This is a genomic window from Klebsiella sp. Shm-1, from assembly GCF_040804525.1.
Classification (GTDB): Bacteria; Pseudomonadota; Gammaproteobacteria; order Enterobacterales; family Enterobacteriaceae; genus Klebsiella; species Klebsiella pneumoniae.
The window spans coordinates 5,072,072-5,089,065 of the sequence record NZ_CP161823.1; the positions used below are offsets into that span (position 1 = coordinate 5,072,072).

The following is a 16,994-nucleotide window of genomic DNA, read 5'->3' on the forward strand; positions in this document are numbered from 1 at the left end:
ATTAGCCACCCAGCTTGGATTTATCGCGTACCGCGCCTTTGTCGGCGCTGGTCGCCAGGCTGGCGTAGGCGCGAAGAGCAAAGGAGACCTGACGCTGGCGATTCTTCGGCGTCCACGCCTGGTCGCCACGCGCTTCCTGGGCTTCACGACGCGCCGCAATTTCCGCATCGCTCAGCTGCAGCTGGATGCTGCGGTTCGGAATATCAATCGCGATCATGTCGCCATCTTCAATGAGCGCAATGTTGCCGCCGCTCGCCGCTTCCGGAGAGACGTGACCGATAGAGAGCCCTGAGGTGCCGCCGGAGAAACGGCCATCGGTGATCAGCGCGCACGCTTTGCCCAGCCCCATCGACTTCAGGAAGCTGGTGGGGTAAAGCATTTCCTGCATCCCCGGCCCGCCTTTCGGCCCTTCGTAGCGGATCACCACGACGTCGCCTTCCACGACTTTACCGCCGAGGATGGCCTCAACCGCATCGTCCTGGCTCTCATATACTTTCGCCGGACCGGTAAATTTCAGGATGCTGTCGTCCACGCCGGCGGTTTTCACGATACAACCGTTTTCTGCGAAATTGCCGTACAGCACCGCCAGGCCGCCGTCCTTGCTGTAAGCGTGTTCCAGAGAACGGATACAGCCTTCGGCGCGATCGTCATCCAGGGTATCCCAGCGGCAGTCTTGCGAGAACGCCTGGGTGGTACGGATGCCCGCCGGGCCGGCGCGGAACATTTTTTTCACCGCGTCGTCCTGGGTCACCATCACATCGTACTGTTCCAGGGTCTGCGGCAGCGTCAGGCCAAGGACGTTTTTGACCTCGCGATTCAGCAGCCCGGCGCGGTCCAGCTCGCCCAGAATGCCCAGCACGCCGCCGGCGCGATGCACATCTTCCATATGGTATTTCTGCGTGCTCGGCGCCACCTTACACAGCTGCGGCACTTTGCGGGAGAGCTTATCGATATCGCTCATGGTGAAGTCGATTTCAGCTTCCTGCGCCGCCGCCAGCAGGTGCAGAACGGTATTGGTGGAGCCGCCCATGGCGATATCCAGCGTCATAGCGTTCTCAAAGGCCGCCTTGCTGGCGATATTGCGCGGCAGCGCGGAAGCGTCATCCTGCTCGTAATAGCGTTTGGTCAGCTCCACGATACGTTTCCCGGCGTTTAGGAACAGCTCCTTACGATCGGCGTGGGTCGCCAGCAGAGAGCCGTTGCCCGGCTGCGACAGGCCCAGCGCTTCGGTCAGGCAGTTCATGGAGTTCGCCGTGAACATCCCGGAACAGGAGCCGCAGGTCGGGCAGGCGGAGCGTTCCACCTGATTACTCTGCTCGTCGGACACTTTCGGATCCGCCCCCTGAATCATCGCATCCACCAGGTCAAGCTTGATGATTTTATCTGACAGCTTGGTCTTCCCGGCTTCCATCGGGCCGCCGGAAACAAAGATCACCGGAATATTCAAACGCAGGGAGGCCATCAGCATCCCCGGGGTGATTTTGTCGCAGTTGGAGATACAAACCATGGCATCAGCGCAGTGGGCGTTAACCATATACTCCACCGAGTCGGCGATCAGCTCGCGGGATGGCAGTGAATAGAGCATACCCCCGTGGCCCATAGCGATCCCATCATCCACTGCGATGGTGTTGAATTCTTTGGCCACGCCACCGGCGGCTTCAATCTGCTCGGCAACCAGTTTGCCGAGATCGCGCAGGTGCACGTGCCCGGGGACAAACTGGGTAAAGGAGTTAACGACGGCGATAATCGGTTTGCCGAAATCGGCATCGGTCATTCCGGTTGCGCGCCACAACGCGCGGGCGCCCGCCATATTGCGGCCATGTGTGGTGGTGGCGGAACGGTACTTAGGCATGCTCTTTTTACTCCCATCTGTGTTTATTAAATGGGACGGTGCGTGCCGTCCCATTTTTAATTACTTACTTACCGGATCCAACCAGCCCCATTTATCTTCTGTTTCACCGGTGAAGAGGCCAAAGAAGGCTTCCTGAATGCGTTTGGTTACCGGACCGCGACGGCCTGCGCCGACCTGGATGCCGTCCACGCTGCGTACCGGGGTGATTTCCGCCGCAGTGCCGGACATGAAGACTTCATCCGCCAGATACAGGGATTCACGGGACAACACCTGCTCGCGGACTTCGATACCAAGATCTTTCGCCAGCTTGATAATGGCGTCGCGGGTAATGCCCGGCAGCGCGGAAGAGGTAAACGGCGGGGTGAACAGTACACCATCCTTCACTTCAAACAGGTTTTCCCCTGCGCCTTCGGAGATATAGCCGTTAACATCGAGGGCGATACCTTCCTGATAGCCATGGCGACGCGCTTCACTGCCAACCAGCAGCGAGGAAAGATAATTACCACCGGCTTTCGCTGCCGTCGGGATAGTGTTCGGCGCCGCGCGGTTCCAGGAAGAGACCATTGCATCGATCCCCTGCTCAAGCGCTTCTGCGCCGAGGTAGGCTCCCCATGGGAACGCCGCGATGATCACGTCAGTGTTGTAACCCGGAGGCGGGTTTACCCCCATGCCGACATCGCCAACAAACACCAGCGGACGGATATAAGCGCTGGTCAGATTATTGGTTCGAATGACTTCGCGGCAGGCTTCCATCAATTCGTCGACGCTCTGGGAGACCGGGAAACGATAAATTTTGGCTGAATCATGCAGACGCTGCATATGTTCGCGATGACGGAACACCACCGGGCCTTTGTGCGAGTCGTAGCAACGGATCCCCTCGAATACCGAGGTACCGTAGTGCAGCGCATGGGACATCACATGAACTTTCGCTTCGCCCCACGGAACCATCTCGCCATTGAACCAAATGTAATCAGCTTTTTTCGTCGTCATTTTTCTTCCTTTGCGCTCAGGCGCGGATTTGTTGTGATGTGGGTTGCTGGATCTCGACGCAGGCAACGTCGACCAGTTTGCTTAATTGACTAAACAGTAATTCGACGGGCCGCGGGCTGGCAACGGTCAATTCGATATTTATGTTCTGTGCGTCCGGCGCGGTTTCCATGTTCATTGCGCAGATGTGGAAACCCCGGTGGCGGACAACGCGCAGCACGCGCTCTAAGGTTTCCGGGTTGAAACGTGCCTGTAAAGCGACCTGATGTTGCATCATGATAATTTCTCCAGCATTTCAGAGTTACTGGCGCCGGGCGGCACCAACGGCCAGACATTCTCAAGTTCGTCGATTGAGACATGAAGCAGGTATGGCCCCTGGCTCGAAAGCATGGTGTCGAGTGCCGCTTCAACCTGGTCTTTACGGGTGATGTGTTGGCCAGGAATACCGAAGGCGCTGGCCAGCGTGAGGAAATCAGGGTTATCAGTCAGAGTGGTTTCGCTATAACGTTCCTGGAAAAACAGCTGCTGCCATTGTCGAACCATCCCTAACCGCTGGTTGTCGAGTAACACGATCTTCAGCGGTAACTGCTTGCGTTTAACGGTGCCCAGCTCCTGTACATTCATCATGAAGGAGCCGTCACCGGAGATACAGATCACCGTATCGTTAGGGCGCGCCACCTGGGCGCCAACGGCGGCCGGCAGGCCAAAGCCCATGGTGCCTAAGCCGCTGGAGGTGATAAAGTTTTCCGGGCGGGTATAGGTCATATGCTGAGCCGACCACATCTGGTGCTGGCCAACGTCGGTGGTCACCACGCTGTCCGCCGGCTTGCGGTCGGAAAGCTGCTTCAGCAGCAGCGGCGCGTAGATTGCCTCACCGGGATGATCGTAACGCCAGGCATGCTCGGCACGCAGTGCGGCACTCCGCTCGCGCCAGCCATCGATAGCTAACGGCTGCTGCAGCGCCGGCAGCAGGCAGTTCAGATCGCCTGTCAGACCGATATGCGCCTGACGCAGCTTGTTCAGCTCCGCCGGATCGATGTCCATGTGGATCACTTTGGCATGCGGTGCGAAGGTATTGAGCTTACCGGTCACGCGATCGTCAAAGCGCGCGCCGACGGCGATCAGCAGATCGCACTCCTGTACCGCCAGGTTGGCCGCCTTAGTGCCGTGCATTCCCAGCATGCCGAGATAATAGGGATAATCAGCATCCACCACGCCCAGCCCTTTCAGGGTGCAGGTTGCCGGCATCCTGGTCACCGCCAGGAATTCGCGCAAAGCCGGTACCGCCTGCGCCATGCCGACCCCGCCGCCAACATACAGCATCGGTTGCTGCGATTGGGCCAGCATCTGCAGAGCCTGCGCCACTTCCGCCTGCGGAAATGCCATCTCATCGGCGACGGTAGAGAAATGGGGATCGAGGTCGCCCTGCGCCATCTGAATATCCTTAGGGATATCAACCAGCACCGGACCTGGACGGCCTGAGTTTGCCACCTGGAAAGCCTCAGCAATAACCCGCGGCAGTTCGTCCAGAGACTGCACAAGGAAACTGTGCTTAGTACAGGCCAGTGACAAACCGAGAACGTCTACTTCCTGGAACGCATCCGTGCCGATGAAGGGTGCGGCCACCTGGCCGGTGATGGCTACGATGGGAATAGAGTCAAGCAGGGCGTCCGCCAGGCCGGTGATCAGATTGGTCGCGCCCGGGCCGGACGTCGCGATACACACCCCGGTTTTACCGGTTGCTCGCGCATAACCAATGGCCGCCATGGCTGCCCCTTGCTCATGCCGGCACAGCAGGTGCTCCACGCCGCCGTCATACAGTGCATCGTAAACCGGCATAATTGCGCCACCCGGATAGCCAAAAACTGTGTCGACTCCCTGTGTCCGCAAAGCATGTACCACCCACTGCGCGCCATTCATAGTTAGTTCCCCGTCATAAATCGGGAGAAACAGAATTTTATGCTAAAAGTCATCATCTGCTCCTCGCTTAGGTTATTTCAGTTATAAAAAAACCCCCGGACCTTTCGGTGCGGGGGTCTTAGTTCGTTAAGGCTTGATTTCTAAGCCTTTCCTCGTCCAAGTGCAGCCCCGCACGGTGGGATAATAATCACCACCACGCTAATCACGACCAGGCTAATCACTCGTAGAAGGGCTGTCATTTTCTATACTTTCTGGCTTCTTGTTCGAAGGAATACCTAAAGAGTTACCACAGACATCACATAAAGCACAAGATTTTTTTATATCTTCGTTGCTGATCAGCCTAACGGTTTCAATAAAAATAATTGTTTTATATGAAAAAAATCAAAAATGAAAAAAATTCAGTTTTCTCACCCCTGCCGCGCTCTTCGGCGCCCTCTTTGCCAACATAGCTCTGTTTTGCGATCAAACGTCCATTTTCGGCTAAATGTAACGATGTGCCGCGAAAAGTATGGATACGCAGTTCTAAATTCGCACTTTTTCCATTCTCGCTTTACGTCATGCCAACCATAATTCTTCTCTGTCCAGGAGGTTTTATGTCGCTCGCTATCGTCTATACTCGCGCGGCGCTCGGTATCGAAGCGCCATTGATTACCGTTGAGGTTCATCTCAGCAACGGTCTTCCTGGTCTAACTATGGTCGGGCTGCCGGAAACCACCGTGAAAGAGGCCCGCGACCGGGTCCGCAGCGCCCTGATCAACAGCGGCTACGCTTTTCCTGCGAAGAAGATAACCATTAACCTGGCGCCAGCGGATCTGCCCAAAGAAGGCGGACGATACGATCTGCCCATCGCTCTCGCGCTTCTCGTTGCCTCAGAGCAGCTCAACACGACGCGACTGAATCAATATGAGTTTGTGGGCGAACTCGCCCTTACAGGTGGGTTACGAGGCGTTCCAGGGGCGATCCCCAGCGCAATGGAGGCCATCAAAGCCGGCCGGCGCATTGTCGTCTCCTCTGACAATGCGGCGGAGGTCGGCCTGATCGGCGGCAGCGATTGTCTGGTCGCCGACCATCTGCAGGAGGTTTGCGCATTTCTTGCGGGGCAGACATCGCTTTCGCCGCCTCTCGCCGAGGCGCCTGCTCGGGATGAACGCTACGAAGATCTGCTCGATGTTATCGGCCAGCAGCAGGGCAAACGAGCGCTGGAGATTGTGGCCGCCGGTGGTCACAACCTGCTCCTGATAGGCCCGCCCGGGACCGGGAAAACCATGCTAGCCAGCCGACTCCCCGGTCTCCTGCCGCCATTAAGCAATCAGGAAGCGCTGGAGAGCGCGGCCATACAGAGTCTGGTCAACCTCCACACCGCAAAGACGCGGTGGCGTCAGAGGCCGTTCCGCGCCCCCCACCATAGCGCCTCGCTGGCAGCGATGGTGGGCGGCGGCTCGATACCGGTCCCCGGTGAGATTTCCCTGGCCCATAATGGCGTGCTGTTTCTTGATGAACTGCCGGAGTTTGAGCGGCGGGTACTGGATGCGCTACGCGAACCCATTGAGTCAGGCAAGATCCACATATCACGCTCGCGCGCCAAAATTGACTATCCGGCGCGCTTTCAGCTTATTGCAGCGATGAATCCAAGCCCGACAGGACATTATCAGGGTAAACATAATCGTGCATCGCCGGAGCAGACATTGCGCTACCTTGGACGCCTGTCAGGCCCCTTCCTCGACCGCTTCGATCTTTCCTTAGAGATCCCATTGCCGCCGCCAGGAATACTGAGTCAGGGCTCGCAGGGCGAAGAATCGAGCGCAACGGTCCGGCAGCGGGTGCTGGCGGCGCGTGAACGACAAATGCTCAGGCAAAATAAACTCAATGCCCATCTTGAGAATCGTGAAATGAAGAACTGCTGTCGCTTAAGGCGGGAGGATGCTGTCTGGCTGGAACAGACGCTAACGCAGCTGGGGCTTTCTATTCGCGCCTGGCAGCGTCTGTTAAAGGTTGCGAGAACCATTGCCGATCTGGCAGAGGTTGAAGAGATTGAACGCTGTCATTTGCAGGAGGCGCTCAGCTATCGGGCAATAGATCGGATGCTCAACCATCTGCAGAAAATGATGGCGTAAAAAAAGGGCTTACGCCCTTTTTTCTTAGTCATCGCTTTCGGTGTAATCGTCAGCGCCTTCCATCTGCGGTTTGCCGCCGGACAGAGTATGGAAACGCTTCGGCCGCTTGATACGCGCCATATACTTAATCCATACGCGTTCTGCTTCCGTCACCGGCTCACGTTCACCACGGCACACCGAGACAAATTGTTTTTCATCTTCGGTAACAGGTTCGCGCTTACCCAGTTCCAGTTCGTTAAAGGCATAACCATGACGTTCCAGCAGTTGCGCCTCTTTGATGGTGAAATCACCGTGACGGGAGAACCCGCGTGGATAATTTTTATTGTCGAAAAAACGATTAGTCGTCGTAAAGCTTTCCGCCATCCTACACGCTCCTGATTCTTTGGCCGAGCTATTTATGGCGCGGAGTATTAGTTACGCTTGACAGAGCGTCAAACAAAACATTTAAATCATCACGACAAATAATTTTGTGGAGAACGGTGTGGATACGGAATTGCTCAAGACTTTCCTGGAAGTGAGTAGAACTCGTCACTTTGGGCGAGCAGCAGAGGCGCTTTACCTGACACAGTCAGCAGTCAGCTTTCGTATTCGTCAGCTGGAAAATCAACTTGGTGTGAATCTGTTCACCCGTCATCGTAATAACATCCGCCTGACGACCGCCGGCGAAAAGCTCCTCCCCTATGCCGAAACGCTCATGAATACCTGGCAGGCTGCGCGCAAGGAGGTGGCACACTCTTCGCGACATAATGAATTCTCCATTGGGGCCAGCGCCTCCCTGTGGGAATGTATGCTTAACAGCTGGCTCGGTACCCTCTACAGCGCACCTTACAATCTCCAGTTTGAAGCCCGTATCGCGCAGCGGCAGTCGTTGGTTAAACAGCTTCACGAACGCCAGTTGGATCTGCTGATCACCACCGAATCGCCGAAGATGGATGAATTAAGCAGCCAGCTGTTGGGTAATTTTACTCTTGCCCTGTATTGCGCATCGCCTGCAAAAAACAGAAATGAATTGAATTACTTGCGCCTTGAATGGGGGCCTGATTTTCAGCAAAACGAAGTGGGACTGATAGGAAGCGATGATGTTCCGCTGCTCACTACCTCTTCAGCTGAACTGATCTATCAGCAATTATCGCGCCTGAACGGCTGCTGTTGGCTACCTGTTCGCTGGGCGAAAGAGAAGCATGGGTTACATACGGTCATGGACAGCGCTACGTTATCCCGTCCACTTTATGCGATCTGGTTACAAAATAGCGATAAGCAGGCGCAGATCCATGAGATCCTGAAAAACCCTATTCTGGAATAAACGCTACTCTCCATGGACGGAGATCAGCAAGGTATTTTCGTCGGGGATATTGCCAATGGAGATTAGAGATAAAAAAAAATCCTTTGCCTGAGCAAAGGATTCTTATAAATGGCAGGGGCGGAGAGACTCGAACTCCCAACACCCGGTTTTGGAGACCGGTGCTCTACCAATTGAACTACGCCCCTAAAATTTTCTTACCACTAAGCCTGCTATTTGAGCAGGCTTAATGTTAAATAAGTGGCGGAACGGACGGGACTCGAACCCGCGACCCCCTGCGTGACAGGCAGGTATTCTAACCGACTGAACTACCGCTCCACCGAATTTCTTCGCTTTATTACCACCGGTTGTCACCCCGGCTTACTGCAATTTGATGCCTGGCAGTTCCCTACTCTCACATGGGGAGACCCCACACTACCATCGGCGCTACGGCGTTTCACTTCTGAGTTCGGCATGGGGTCAGGTGGGACCACCGCGCTAGTGCCGCCAGGCAAATTCTGTTTTATCAACACGTCTCACCGACGTATCGATTAATCTGTATCAGAGCTGAAAATTCTCTCAAATCTGCCAAAACATCTTCGGCGTTGTAAGGTTAAGCCTCACGGTTCATTAGTACCGGTTAGCTCAACGCATCGCTGCGCTTACACACCCGGCCTATCAACGTCATCGTCTTTAACGTTCCTTCAGGAGACTTAAAGTCTCAGGGAGAACTCATCTCGGGGCAAGTTTCGTGCTTAGATGCTTTCAGCACTTATCTCTTCCGCATTTAGCTACCGGGCAGTGCCATTGGCATGACAACCCGAACACCAGTGATGCGTCCACTCCGGTCCTCTCGTACTAGGAGCAGCCCCCCTCAATTCTCCAGCGCCCACGGCAGATAGGGACCGAACTGTCTCACGACGTTCTAAACCCAGCTCGCGTACCACTTTAAATGGCGAACAGCCATACCCTTGGGACCTACTTCAGCCCCAGGATGTGATGAGCCGACATCGAGGTGCCAAACACCGCCGTCGATATGAACTCTTGGGCGGTATCAGCCTGTTATCCCCGGAGTACCTTTTATCCGTTGAGCGATGGCCCTTCCATTCAGAACCACCGGATCACTATGACCTGCTTTCGCACCTGCTCGCGCCGTCACGCTCGCAGTCAAGCTAGCTTATGCCATTGCACTAACCTCCTGATGTCCGACCAGGATTAGCTAACCTTCGTGCTCCTCCGTTACGCTTTGGGAGGAGACCGCCCCAGTCAAACTACCCACCAGACACTGTCCGCAACCCCGTAAGGGGCCAACGTTAGAACATCAAACATTAAAGGGTGGTATTTCAAGGTTGGCTCCACGCAGACTGGCGTCCACGCTTCAAAGCCTCCCACCTATCCTACACATCAAGGCTCAATGTTCAGTGTCAAGCTATAGTAAAGGTTCACGGGGTCTTTCCGTCTTGCCGCGGGTACACTGCATCTTCACAGCGAGTTCAATTTCACTGAGTCTCGGGTGGAGACAGCCTGGCCATCATTACGCCATTCGTGCAGGTCGGAACTTACCCGACAAGGAATTTCGCTACCTTAGGACCGTTATAGTTACGGCCGCCGTTTACCGGGGCTTCGATCAAGAGCTTCTCCTTACGGATAACCCCATCAATTAACCTTCCGGCACCGGGCAGGCGTCACACCGTATACGTCCACTTTCGTGTTTGCACAGTGCTGTGTTTTTAATAAACAGTTGCAGCCAGCTGGTATCTTCGACTGGTCTCAGCTCCATCCGCAGGGACTTCACCTACACACCAGCGTGCCTTCTCCCGAAGTTACGGCACCATTTTGCCTAGTTCCTTCACCCGAGTTCTCTCAAGCGCCTTGGTATTCTCTACCTGACCACCTGTGTCGGTTTGGGGTACGATTTGATGTTACCTGATGCTTAGAGGCTTTTCCTGGAAGCAGGGCATTTGTTACTTCAGCACCGTAGTGCCTCGTCATCACACCTCAGCCTTGATTATCCGGATTTGCCTGGACAACCAGCCTACATGCTTAAACCGGGACAACCGTCGCCCGGCTAACATAGCCTTCTCCGTCCCCCCTTCGCAGTAACACCAAGTACAGGAATATTAACCTGTTTCCCATCGACTACGCCTTTCGGCCTCGCCTTAGGGGTCGACTCACCCTGCCCCCGATTAACGTTGGACAGGAACCCTTGGTCTTCCGGCGAGCGGGCTTTTCACCCGCTTTATCGTTACTTATGTCAGCATTCGCACTTCTGATACCTCCAGCAACCCTCACAGGTCACCTTCGCAGGCTTACAGAACGCTCCCCTACCCAACAACACATAGTGTCGCTGCCGCAGCTTCGGTGCATGGTTTAGCCCCGTTACATCTTCCGCGCAGGCCGACTCGACCAGTGAGCTATTACGCTTTCTTTAAATGATGGCTGCTTCTAAGCCAACATCCTGGCTGTCTGTGCCTTCCCACATCGTTTCCCACTTAACCATGACTTTGGGACCTTAGCTGGCGGTCTGGGTTGTTTCCCTCTTCACGACGGACGTTAGCACCCGCCGTGTGTCTCCCGTGATAACATTCTTCGGTATTCGTAGTTTGCATCGGGTTGGTAAGTCGGGATGACCCCCTAGCCGAAACAGTGCTCTACCCCCGAAGATGAATTCACGAGGCGCTACTAAATAGCTTTCGGGGAGAACCAGCTATCTCCCGGTTTGATTGGCCTTTCACCCCCAGCCACAAGTCATCCGCTAATTTTTCAACATTAGTCGGTTCGGTCCTCCAGTTAGTGTTACCCAACCTTCAACCTGCCCATGGCTAGATCACCGGGTTTCGGGTCTATACCCTGCAACTTAACGCCCAGTTAAGACTCGGTTTCCCTGCGGCTCCCCTATACGGTTAACCTTGCTACAGAATATAAGTCGCTGACCCATTATACAAAAGGTACGCAGTCACACCCGAAGGTGCTCCCACTGCTTGTACGTACACGGTTTCAGGTTCTTTTTCACTCCCCTCGCCGGGGTTCTTTTCGCCTTTCCCTCACGGTACTGGTTCACTATCGGTCAGTCAGGAGTATTTAGCCTTGGAGGATGGTCCCCCCATATTCAGACAGGATACCACGTGTCCCGCCCTACTCTTCGAGTTCACAACCTGTGCATTTTGGTGTACGGGACTATCACCCTGTACCGTCGGACTTTCCAGACCGTTCCACTAACACACAAGCTGATTCAGACTCTGGGCTGCTCCCCGTTCGCTCGCCGCTACTGGGGGAATCTCGGTTGATTTCTTTTCCTCGGGGTACTTAGATGTTTCAGTTCCCCCGGTTCGCCTCGTTAACCTATGTATTCAGTTAACGATAGTGCAACGAATTGCACTGGGTTTCCCCATTCGGACATCGCCGGTTATAACGGTTCATATCACCTTACCGACGCTTTTCGCAGATTAGCACGTCCTTCATCGCCTCTGACTGCCAGGGCATCCACCGTGTACGCTTAGTCGCTTAACCTCACAACCCGAAGATGTTTCACTTCTGATTGCGAAAATTTGAGAGACTCGAACACACATTGACTGTGTGTCGTTTCAATTTTCAGCTTGATCCAGATTTTTAAAGAGCAAAACTTCGCAGTGCACCTTTTCAGGTTCACTCTGAAGTTTTCTTGTGTTCGCAGTAAAGATGGTGGAGCTATGCGGGATCGAACCGCAGACCTCCTGCGTGCAAAGCAGGCGCTCTCCCAGCTGAGCTATAGCCCCATCGTTTGCAACCTCTTCAAATTTGCTTCGCAAATTTGGTAGGCCTGAGTGGACTTGAACCACCGACCTCACCCTTATCAGGGGTGCGCTCTAACCACCTGAGCTACAAGCCTGTAGAGGTTTTTACTGCTGTTTTTCATCAGACAATCTGTGTGAGCACTGCAAAGGCAGGTTCTTTAAGGTAAGGAGGTGATCCAACCGCAGGTTCCCCTACGGTTACCTTGTTACGACTTCACCCCAGTCATGAATCACAAAGTGGTAAGCGCCCTCCCGAAGGTTAAGCTACCTACTTCTTTTGCAACCCACTCCCATGGTGTGACGGGCGGTGTGTACAAGGCCCGGGAACGTATTCACCGTAGCATTCTGATCTACGATTACTAGCGATTCCGACTTCATGGAGTCGAGTTGCAGACTCCAATCCGGACTACGACATACTTTATGAGGTCCGCTTGCTCTCGCGAGGTCGCTTCTCTTTGTATATGCCATTGTAGCACGTGTGTAGCCCTGGTCGTAAGGGCCATGATGACTTGACGTCATCCCCACCTTCCTCCAGTTTATCACTGGCAGTCTCCTTTGAGTTCCCGGCCTAACCGCTGGCAACAAAGGATAAGGGTTGCGCTCGTTGCGGGACTTAACCCAACATTTCACAACACGAGCTGACGACAGCCATGCAGCACCTGTCTCACAGTTCCCGAAGGCACCAATCCATCTCTGGAAAGTTCTGTGGATGTCAAGACCAGGTAAGGTTCTTCGCGTTGCATCGAATTAAACCACATGCTCCACCGCTTGTGCGGGCCCCCGTCAATTCATTTGAGTTTTAACCTTGCGGCCGTACTCCCCAGGCGGTCGATTTAACGCGTTAGCTCCGGAAGCCACGCCTCAAGGGCACAACCTCCAAATCGACATCGTTTACGGCGTGGACTACCAGTATCTAATCCTGTTTGCTCCCCACGCTTTCGCACCTGAGCGTCAGTCTTTGTCCAGGGGGCCGCCTTCGCCACCGGTATTCCTCCAGATCTCTACGCATTTCACCGCTACACCTGGAATTCTACCCCCCTCTACAAGACTCTAGCCTGCCAGTTTCGAATGCAGTTCCCAGGTTGAGCCCGGGGATTTCACATCCGACTTGACAGACCGCCTGCGTGCGCTTTACGCCCAGTAATTCCGATTAACGCTTGCACCCTCCGTATTACCGCGGCTGCTGGCACGGAGTTAGCCGGTGCTTCTTCTGCGGGTAACGTCAATCGACAAGGTTATTAACCTCACCGCCTTCCTCCCCGCTGAAAGTGCTTTACAACCCGAAGGCCTTCTTCACACACGCGGCATGGCTGCATCAGGCTTGCGCCCATTGTGCAATATTCCCCACTGCTGCCTCCCGTAGGAGTCTGGACCGTGTCTCAGTTCCAGTGTGGCTGGTCATCCTCTCAGACCAGCTAGGGATCGTCGCCTAGGTGAGCCGTTACCCCACCTACTAGCTAATCCCATCTGGGCACATCTGATGGCATGAGGCCCGAAGGTCCCCCACTTTGGTCTTGCGACATTATGCGGTATTAGCTACCGTTTCCAGTAGTTATCCCCCTCCATCAGGCAGTTTCCCAGACATTACTCACCCGTCCGCCGCTCGTCACCCGAGAGCAAGCTCTCTGTGCTACCGCTCGACTTGCATGTGTTAGGCCTGCCGCCAGCGTTCAATCTGAGCCATGATCAAACTCTTCAATTTAAGTTTGATGCTCAAAGAATTAAACTTCGTAATGAATTACGTGTTCACTCTTGAGACTTGGTATTCATTTTTCGTCCGAGGACGTTAAGAATCCATGTCACTTTGAGTGCCCACACAGATTGTCTGATAAATTGTTAAAGAGCAGTTGCAACGCGGCTTTCAGCTCACCGTTGCGAGGTCCCGTATAATACGTTTTCCTCATTCAGAGTCAAGCCCTTATTTTGCTTTTCTCTGTCAGTTTTTAGCGCTGAACTTCACCGCCAAAACCCTGCTGACCCGGCGGCTTGTTTGCCGTTGTTCCGTGTCAGTGGAGGCGCATTATAGGGAGTTCTGAGACGTTGACAAGCCCTGTTTTCAAAAAATTATTCAACCGTCTCTTTTTTGTGCAAAACGCCCTTAGAGCGGTAATTTTTCCAGCGTCGAGAAGCCATAGCGACGCAGAACGGGTAAAAGCTGTTCTGTTTCTGCCGTCAGCGCCATGCAGAATGCTTTATTCTCGTCGCTGGACTTCGCATCCGGCGCTTCATGCTCTAACAGCCAGGCGGTGCGACGGGCAATCGCCGCGCCGGAATCGATCAGCCGTGTGCCTTCCGGCAGAACGCGCTGCAGCTCCTCCTGTAAAAGAGGAAAGTGGGTGCAGCCCAGCACCACCGTATCCGGCGGCTCCTGCATCCGCAGCCATGGGCGCAGGATACGGCGCAGCTCTTCTAACGGCACAGGCTCGCCGTGCAGCTTCGCTTCCGCCAGCTCCACCAGCTCCGCCGACCCCAGCATTTCAATCCGACATTCATTGGCAAAGCGGTCGATCAGCTCACGGGTATAAGGACGCTTTACGGTACCGCGCGTCGCCAGCAGGCCAACAATGCCGTTCGCCGTTAAACGGGCGGCGGGCTTGATCGCCGGCACCACGCCAACGACGGGGAAAGCGAACTTTTCACGCAGGGCAGGCAGGGAGACGGTACTGGCGGTATTGCAGGCGATCACCGCCAGCGCCAGGGGATAACGCTGCTGGACAGCAGTGACGATTTCCACAACGCGCTCAACGATAAACTCCTCGCTCTTCTCGCCATAGGGGAAGGCAACGTTATCGAAAGCATAGATGTAATGCAGATTCGGCAGCAGCTGCCGAATCTCATTATAAACCGACAACCCACCGACGCCGGAATCAAACACCAGCACGGTGGGACGTGGATCAGAAGGTGTAGCTGCCAGACAAGGTGTATTCCCGTCCTGCAGATTGGTAGCCATAAACTGTCTCGTAATCTTTATCGAACAGGTTGGCTATTTTACCACGAACTGTCAGGTGTGAGGTGACGGGATACGATAAACCGACATCCCAGAGGCTCAACCCACCCATATTGACGGTACGCGAGTTGTCGTAGTCATAATCGTAACGCTTGCCGATGTAGTGATACGTCACATCCCACCCCAGATCGTAGACCTGGCCGTTCAGCTCGTATTTCACCTGCTGCTTCGCCCGGCGATAGAGGATCTTATTGGTTTCATCATCGCGAGGGTCAACATACTGCAGCGTCAGATGGTGCTCCACCGGCCCGGTGGTTATATTCCCCGTCCACTCCAGCCCCTTAATCGTCGCCGACTTGACGTTGTAATAGGCGTTGTTGTCGTAATCGATGAGGTTTTGAATCTCATAGCGATACGCGGAGAGGCGCCAGTCGACCGGCCCCGTTAACCCTTCAAGGCCCGCTTCCCATTGCTTCGACTCCTCTGGCTTCAGATTCGGGTTAGAGGCGATGCCAAAGCGTTCTGCACCGTACTGCTGCCCGAGGGAGGGGGCGAGGAATCCTGTGCCGTACGAGAGCGTTGTCCGATAACCGTCGATAAATTCCCAGCCTGCGGCCGTCTGCCAGGTACCGTGCCAGCCAAACTGCTCGTCATGATCCTCACGGCCGGAAGCTTCCAGCGTCACGCTGTCAATCTGCTGCTGTCCCGTCAGATAAAGACCGGTGGTGTCACGCTTATACACGTCGGTACTGGTCGTTCCGCTGGATTTCAGCTTCTCTTGTTTCCAGTCAACGCCGCCGCTCACTGCCCCATGGCCTACCACAACATTATTTCCCCACTGGATATAGCGCTGTTCCATATCATCCAGGGTGGTGCCCGCGGCATAGCGGCCAGCGTCGCTGCTGTAGTTGTAATCTTTGATGCGCTGATAGTTAGCAATCAGCTGGGAGGAGTAAATTCCGGAGTGGTAGTGCAGACCGGTATCCCAGGATTGGGTATAGGATTGATCTTCATCGTTTCCACCTGCGTAGCCCCAGTTACCCTGGTCATAGTCAGCGTTGGCGGAATAACCATAGCCGCGGAAGAACCCCGAGAAGTTGTCATCGAACTGATGCTGTACCCCGCCCCACAGCATTTTATTGCGGTAGCCGTCGCGATCGCTGTCGCCGCTGTAAGAGGAATTCGGCTGGACGTTAAACCCTTTGGTGGTCTGATAGGCGCCAGCAGCGGTAACCAACGTATCGCCAAACCGCTTGTTAAAGGCGCCGTCATAGGACTGATAGCCGTTCGTACCCGCGCCGGCGTTGATCTGCGAACGCTCAGCGTCGGTCATGGTGATGATGTTCACCACCCCGCCGATCGCTCCGGAGCCGTACACCGCGGAGCGCGGGCCGCGGATGTATTCCACCCGCTGGACCAGTGAGATAGGGATCTGACTGATATCTACGCCGTTGGAGATCCCCGGACGCGCCATCGGCACACCGTCGATCAGCACCAGCACGTGACGAGCCTCCGTCCCCCGAACATACAGCGAAGCGCTCTGCCCCATGCCGCCGTTGCGGGCAATATCGACCCCGGGAAGACGACGCATGACATCGTTTAAATCTTTGGACTGCCAGCGGTCGATGTCATCGCGCGTCACAATGTCGGTCGGCGCCAGCACGGTATTGACCGGCTGTTGAAAACGGTTTGCTGTCACCACCAACGTATCTGAATTGCTATCCTGCGCCCAGCCGGAAAATGCCGTGACGGATAAGGCCGTCATCAGCGAAGCTTTTTTAATCATTGTAAAAGCATCCGAAACAGAAAAAGGATGCCGCAGGTTTTATCAGTTGCTCGCGACGATAAAACCCAGTGCGACGTATTCCGGCAGGTCTTCGGGCTTGGAGGCTGTTTCAAGAAATAATGACTTCCCACGGCTAGCCGCAGTGTCTGCACCGAGTGCGCTCATTTCTCACCTTCCTTACCGCTGCGCGTCAGCCCCAGATTTCCACTGGGTTCCCTTTTAACTCACAGGACCGGTAGGCGAATGCTACAATCAGAACCATATAGATGTCCAGACTGCTAATTATATTTCCCGCGGCATTCGAGGCTGGACATCCCCGGCGCTTTCCCTACAATC

At 54.8% G+C, this 16,994-nt stretch carries 11 protein-coding genes, 4 tRNA genes, 3 rRNA genes and 1 riboswitch; of the genes, 2 read left to right on the forward strand and 16 right to left on the reverse strand.

The window, feature by feature from the left end:
* Window position 1: 1 nt before the first annotated feature.
* From ilvD to ilvL, 6 genes are all read right to left on the reverse strand, one after another.
* The gene (gene ilvD / locus AB1E37_RS24720) at window positions 2-1,852 is read right to left on the reverse strand and encodes a dihydroxy-acid dehydratase (RefSeq protein WP_002883173.1); all 1,851 of its coding nucleotides are present in this window, start codon (window positions 1,850-1,852) and stop codon (window positions 2-4) included.
* A 60-nt stretch (window positions 1,853-1,912) separates the two neighbouring features.
* Entirely contained in the window at window positions 1,913-2,842 is a 930-nt protein-coding gene (gene ilvE / locus AB1E37_RS24725) for a branched-chain-amino-acid transaminase (RefSeq protein ID WP_002883171.1), read from the reverse strand.
* Between the two features lie 16 nt (window positions 2,843-2,858).
* Window positions 2,859-3,116, reverse strand: a complete 258-nt coding sequence (gene ilvM, locus AB1E37_RS24730) for an acetolactate synthase 2 small subunit (protein ID WP_002883170.1) — start codon at window positions 3,114-3,116, stop codon at window positions 2,859-2,861.
* Window positions 3,113-4,759 carry an acetolactate synthase 2 catalytic subunit gene (ilvG, locus tag AB1E37_RS24735; protein ID WP_002883142.1) on the reverse strand — a complete coding sequence of 549 codons (1,647 nt, stop codon included), beginning with the start codon at window positions 4,757-4,759 and terminating at the stop codon, window positions 3,113-3,115. Before ilvG ends, ilvM begins: the two co-directional genes overlap by 4 nt.
* Window positions 4,760-4,761: 2 nt before the next feature.
* A complete protein-coding gene (ilvX, locus tag AB1E37_RS24740; RefSeq protein WP_201281575.1) occupies window positions 4,762-4,815 on the reverse strand; it encodes a peptide IlvX in 54 nt (17 codons plus the stop codon).
* Between the two features lie 84 nt (window positions 4,816-4,899).
* Window positions 4,900-4,998: an ilv operon leader peptide gene (gene ilvL / locus AB1E37_RS24745; RefSeq protein ID WP_001311244.1), complete on the reverse strand. Its 99-nt coding sequence runs from the start codon at window positions 4,996-4,998 to the stop codon at window positions 4,900-4,902.
* A 354-nt stretch (window positions 4,999-5,352) separates the two neighbouring features.
* On the opposite strand from ilvL, the gene AB1E37_RS24750 reads away from it, so the two are divergent.
* Window positions 5,353-6,873 (forward strand): YifB family Mg chelatase-like AAA ATPase, encoded by a 1,521-nt coding sequence (locus tag AB1E37_RS24750; RefSeq protein ID WP_002883134.1) that lies wholly within the window; start codon window positions 5,353-5,355, stop codon window positions 6,871-6,873.
* A gap of 24 nt (window positions 6,874-6,897) precedes the next feature.
* Here AB1E37_RS24750 and AB1E37_RS24755 read toward each other — a convergent pair whose 3' ends face one another.
* Window positions 6,898-7,236 (reverse strand): DUF413 domain-containing protein, encoded by a 339-nt coding sequence (locus AB1E37_RS24755; protein ID WP_004146520.1) that lies wholly within the window; start codon window positions 7,234-7,236, stop codon window positions 6,898-6,900.
* Window positions 7,237-7,354: 118 nt separating this feature from the next.
* Between AB1E37_RS24755 and hdfR the strand changes: the two genes are divergently transcribed.
* Window positions 7,355-8,176 (forward strand): HTH-type transcriptional regulator HdfR, encoded by an 822-nt coding sequence (gene hdfR / locus AB1E37_RS24760; RefSeq protein ID WP_004181639.1) that lies wholly within the window; start codon window positions 7,355-7,357, stop codon window positions 8,174-8,176.
* Between the two features lie 109 nt (window positions 8,177-8,285).
* Here hdfR and AB1E37_RS24765 read toward each other — a convergent pair.
* The 9 genes from AB1E37_RS24765 to btuB all read right to left on the reverse strand — a co-directional run bounded on the left by AB1E37_RS24765 (window position 8,286) and on the right by btuB (window position 16,658).
* A tRNA-Trp gene (locus tag AB1E37_RS24765) sits at window positions 8,286-8,361 on the reverse strand.
* Between the two features lie 53 nt (window positions 8,362-8,414).
* Window positions 8,415-8,491, reverse strand: a tRNA-Asp gene (locus AB1E37_RS24770).
* A gap of 57 nt (window positions 8,492-8,548) precedes the next feature.
* A 5S ribosomal RNA gene (gene rrf / locus AB1E37_RS24775) occupies window positions 8,549-8,664 on the reverse strand.
* A gap of 97 nt (window positions 8,665-8,761) precedes the next feature.
* Window positions 8,762-11,662: ribosomal RNA gene (locus AB1E37_RS24780) — 23S ribosomal RNA — on the reverse strand.
* Window positions 11,663-11,831: 169 nt separating this feature from the next.
* Window positions 11,832-11,907 (reverse strand) — tRNA-Ala (locus tag AB1E37_RS24785).
* 36 nt (window positions 11,908-11,943) lie between these two features.
* Window positions 11,944-12,020: transfer RNA gene (locus tag AB1E37_RS24790), tRNA-Ile, on the reverse strand.
* Window positions 12,021-12,089: 69 nt separating this feature from the next.
* Window positions 12,090-13,627: ribosomal RNA gene (locus tag AB1E37_RS24795) — 16S ribosomal RNA — on the reverse strand.
* Together the 16S, 23S and 5S rRNA genes with 4 tRNA genes alongside form the textbook arrangement of a ribosomal RNA operon.
* A gap of 396 nt (window positions 13,628-14,023) precedes the next feature.
* Window positions 14,024-14,875, reverse strand: a complete 852-nt coding sequence (gene murI / locus AB1E37_RS24800; RefSeq protein WP_002883026.1) for a glutamate racemase — start codon at window positions 14,873-14,875, stop codon at window positions 14,024-14,026.
* Window positions 14,820-16,658, reverse strand: coding sequence for a TonB-dependent vitamin B12 receptor BtuB (btuB, locus tag AB1E37_RS24805; RefSeq protein ID WP_004146288.1), 1,839 nt, complete (start codon window positions 16,656-16,658; stop codon window positions 14,820-14,822). The genes murI and btuB overlap by 56 nt, the downstream gene beginning before the upstream one ends.
* Window positions 16,659-16,722: 64 nt before the next feature.
* A riboswitch (cobalamin riboswitch) is annotated at window positions 16,723-16,910 on the reverse strand.
* Window positions 16,911-16,994: the final 84 nt, after the last annotated feature.

What these genes read in the sequence shown, in the direction of transcription:
- AB1E37_RS24750 (WP_002883134.1), top strand. Translation starts at nt 5,353, where the DNA reads ATGTCGCTCGCTATCGTCTATACTCGCGCGGCGCTCGGTATCGAAGCG.
- ilvM (WP_002883170.1), bottom strand. Translation starts at nt 3,116, where the DNA reads ATGATGCAACATCAGGTCGCTTTACAGGCACGTTTCAACCCGGAAACC.
- murI (WP_002883026.1), bottom strand. Translation starts at nt 14,875, where the DNA reads ATGGCTACCAATCTGCAGGACGGGAATACACCTTGTCTGGCAGCTACA.
- AB1E37_RS24755 (WP_004146520.1), bottom strand. Translation starts at nt 7,236, where the DNA reads ATGGCGGAAAGCTTTACGACGACTAATCGTTTTTTCGACAATAAAAAT.
- ilvL (WP_001311244.1), bottom strand. Translation starts at nt 4,998, where the DNA reads ATGACAGCCCTTCTACGAGTGATTAGCCTGGTCGTGATTAGCGTGGTG.
- ilvG (WP_002883142.1), bottom strand. Translation starts at nt 4,759, where the DNA reads ATGAATGGCGCGCAGTGGGTGGTACATGCTTTGCGGACACAGGGAGTC.
- btuB (WP_004146288.1), bottom strand. Translation starts at nt 16,658, where the DNA reads ATGATTAAAAAAGCTTCGCTGATGACGGCCTTATCCGTCACGGCATTT.
- ilvE (WP_002883171.1), bottom strand. Translation starts at nt 2,842, where the DNA reads ATGACGACGAAAAAAGCTGATTACATTTGGTTCAATGGCGAGATGGTT.
- ilvD (WP_002883173.1), bottom strand. Translation starts at nt 1,852, where the DNA reads ATGCCTAAGTACCGTTCCGCCACCACCACACATGGCCGCAATATGGCG.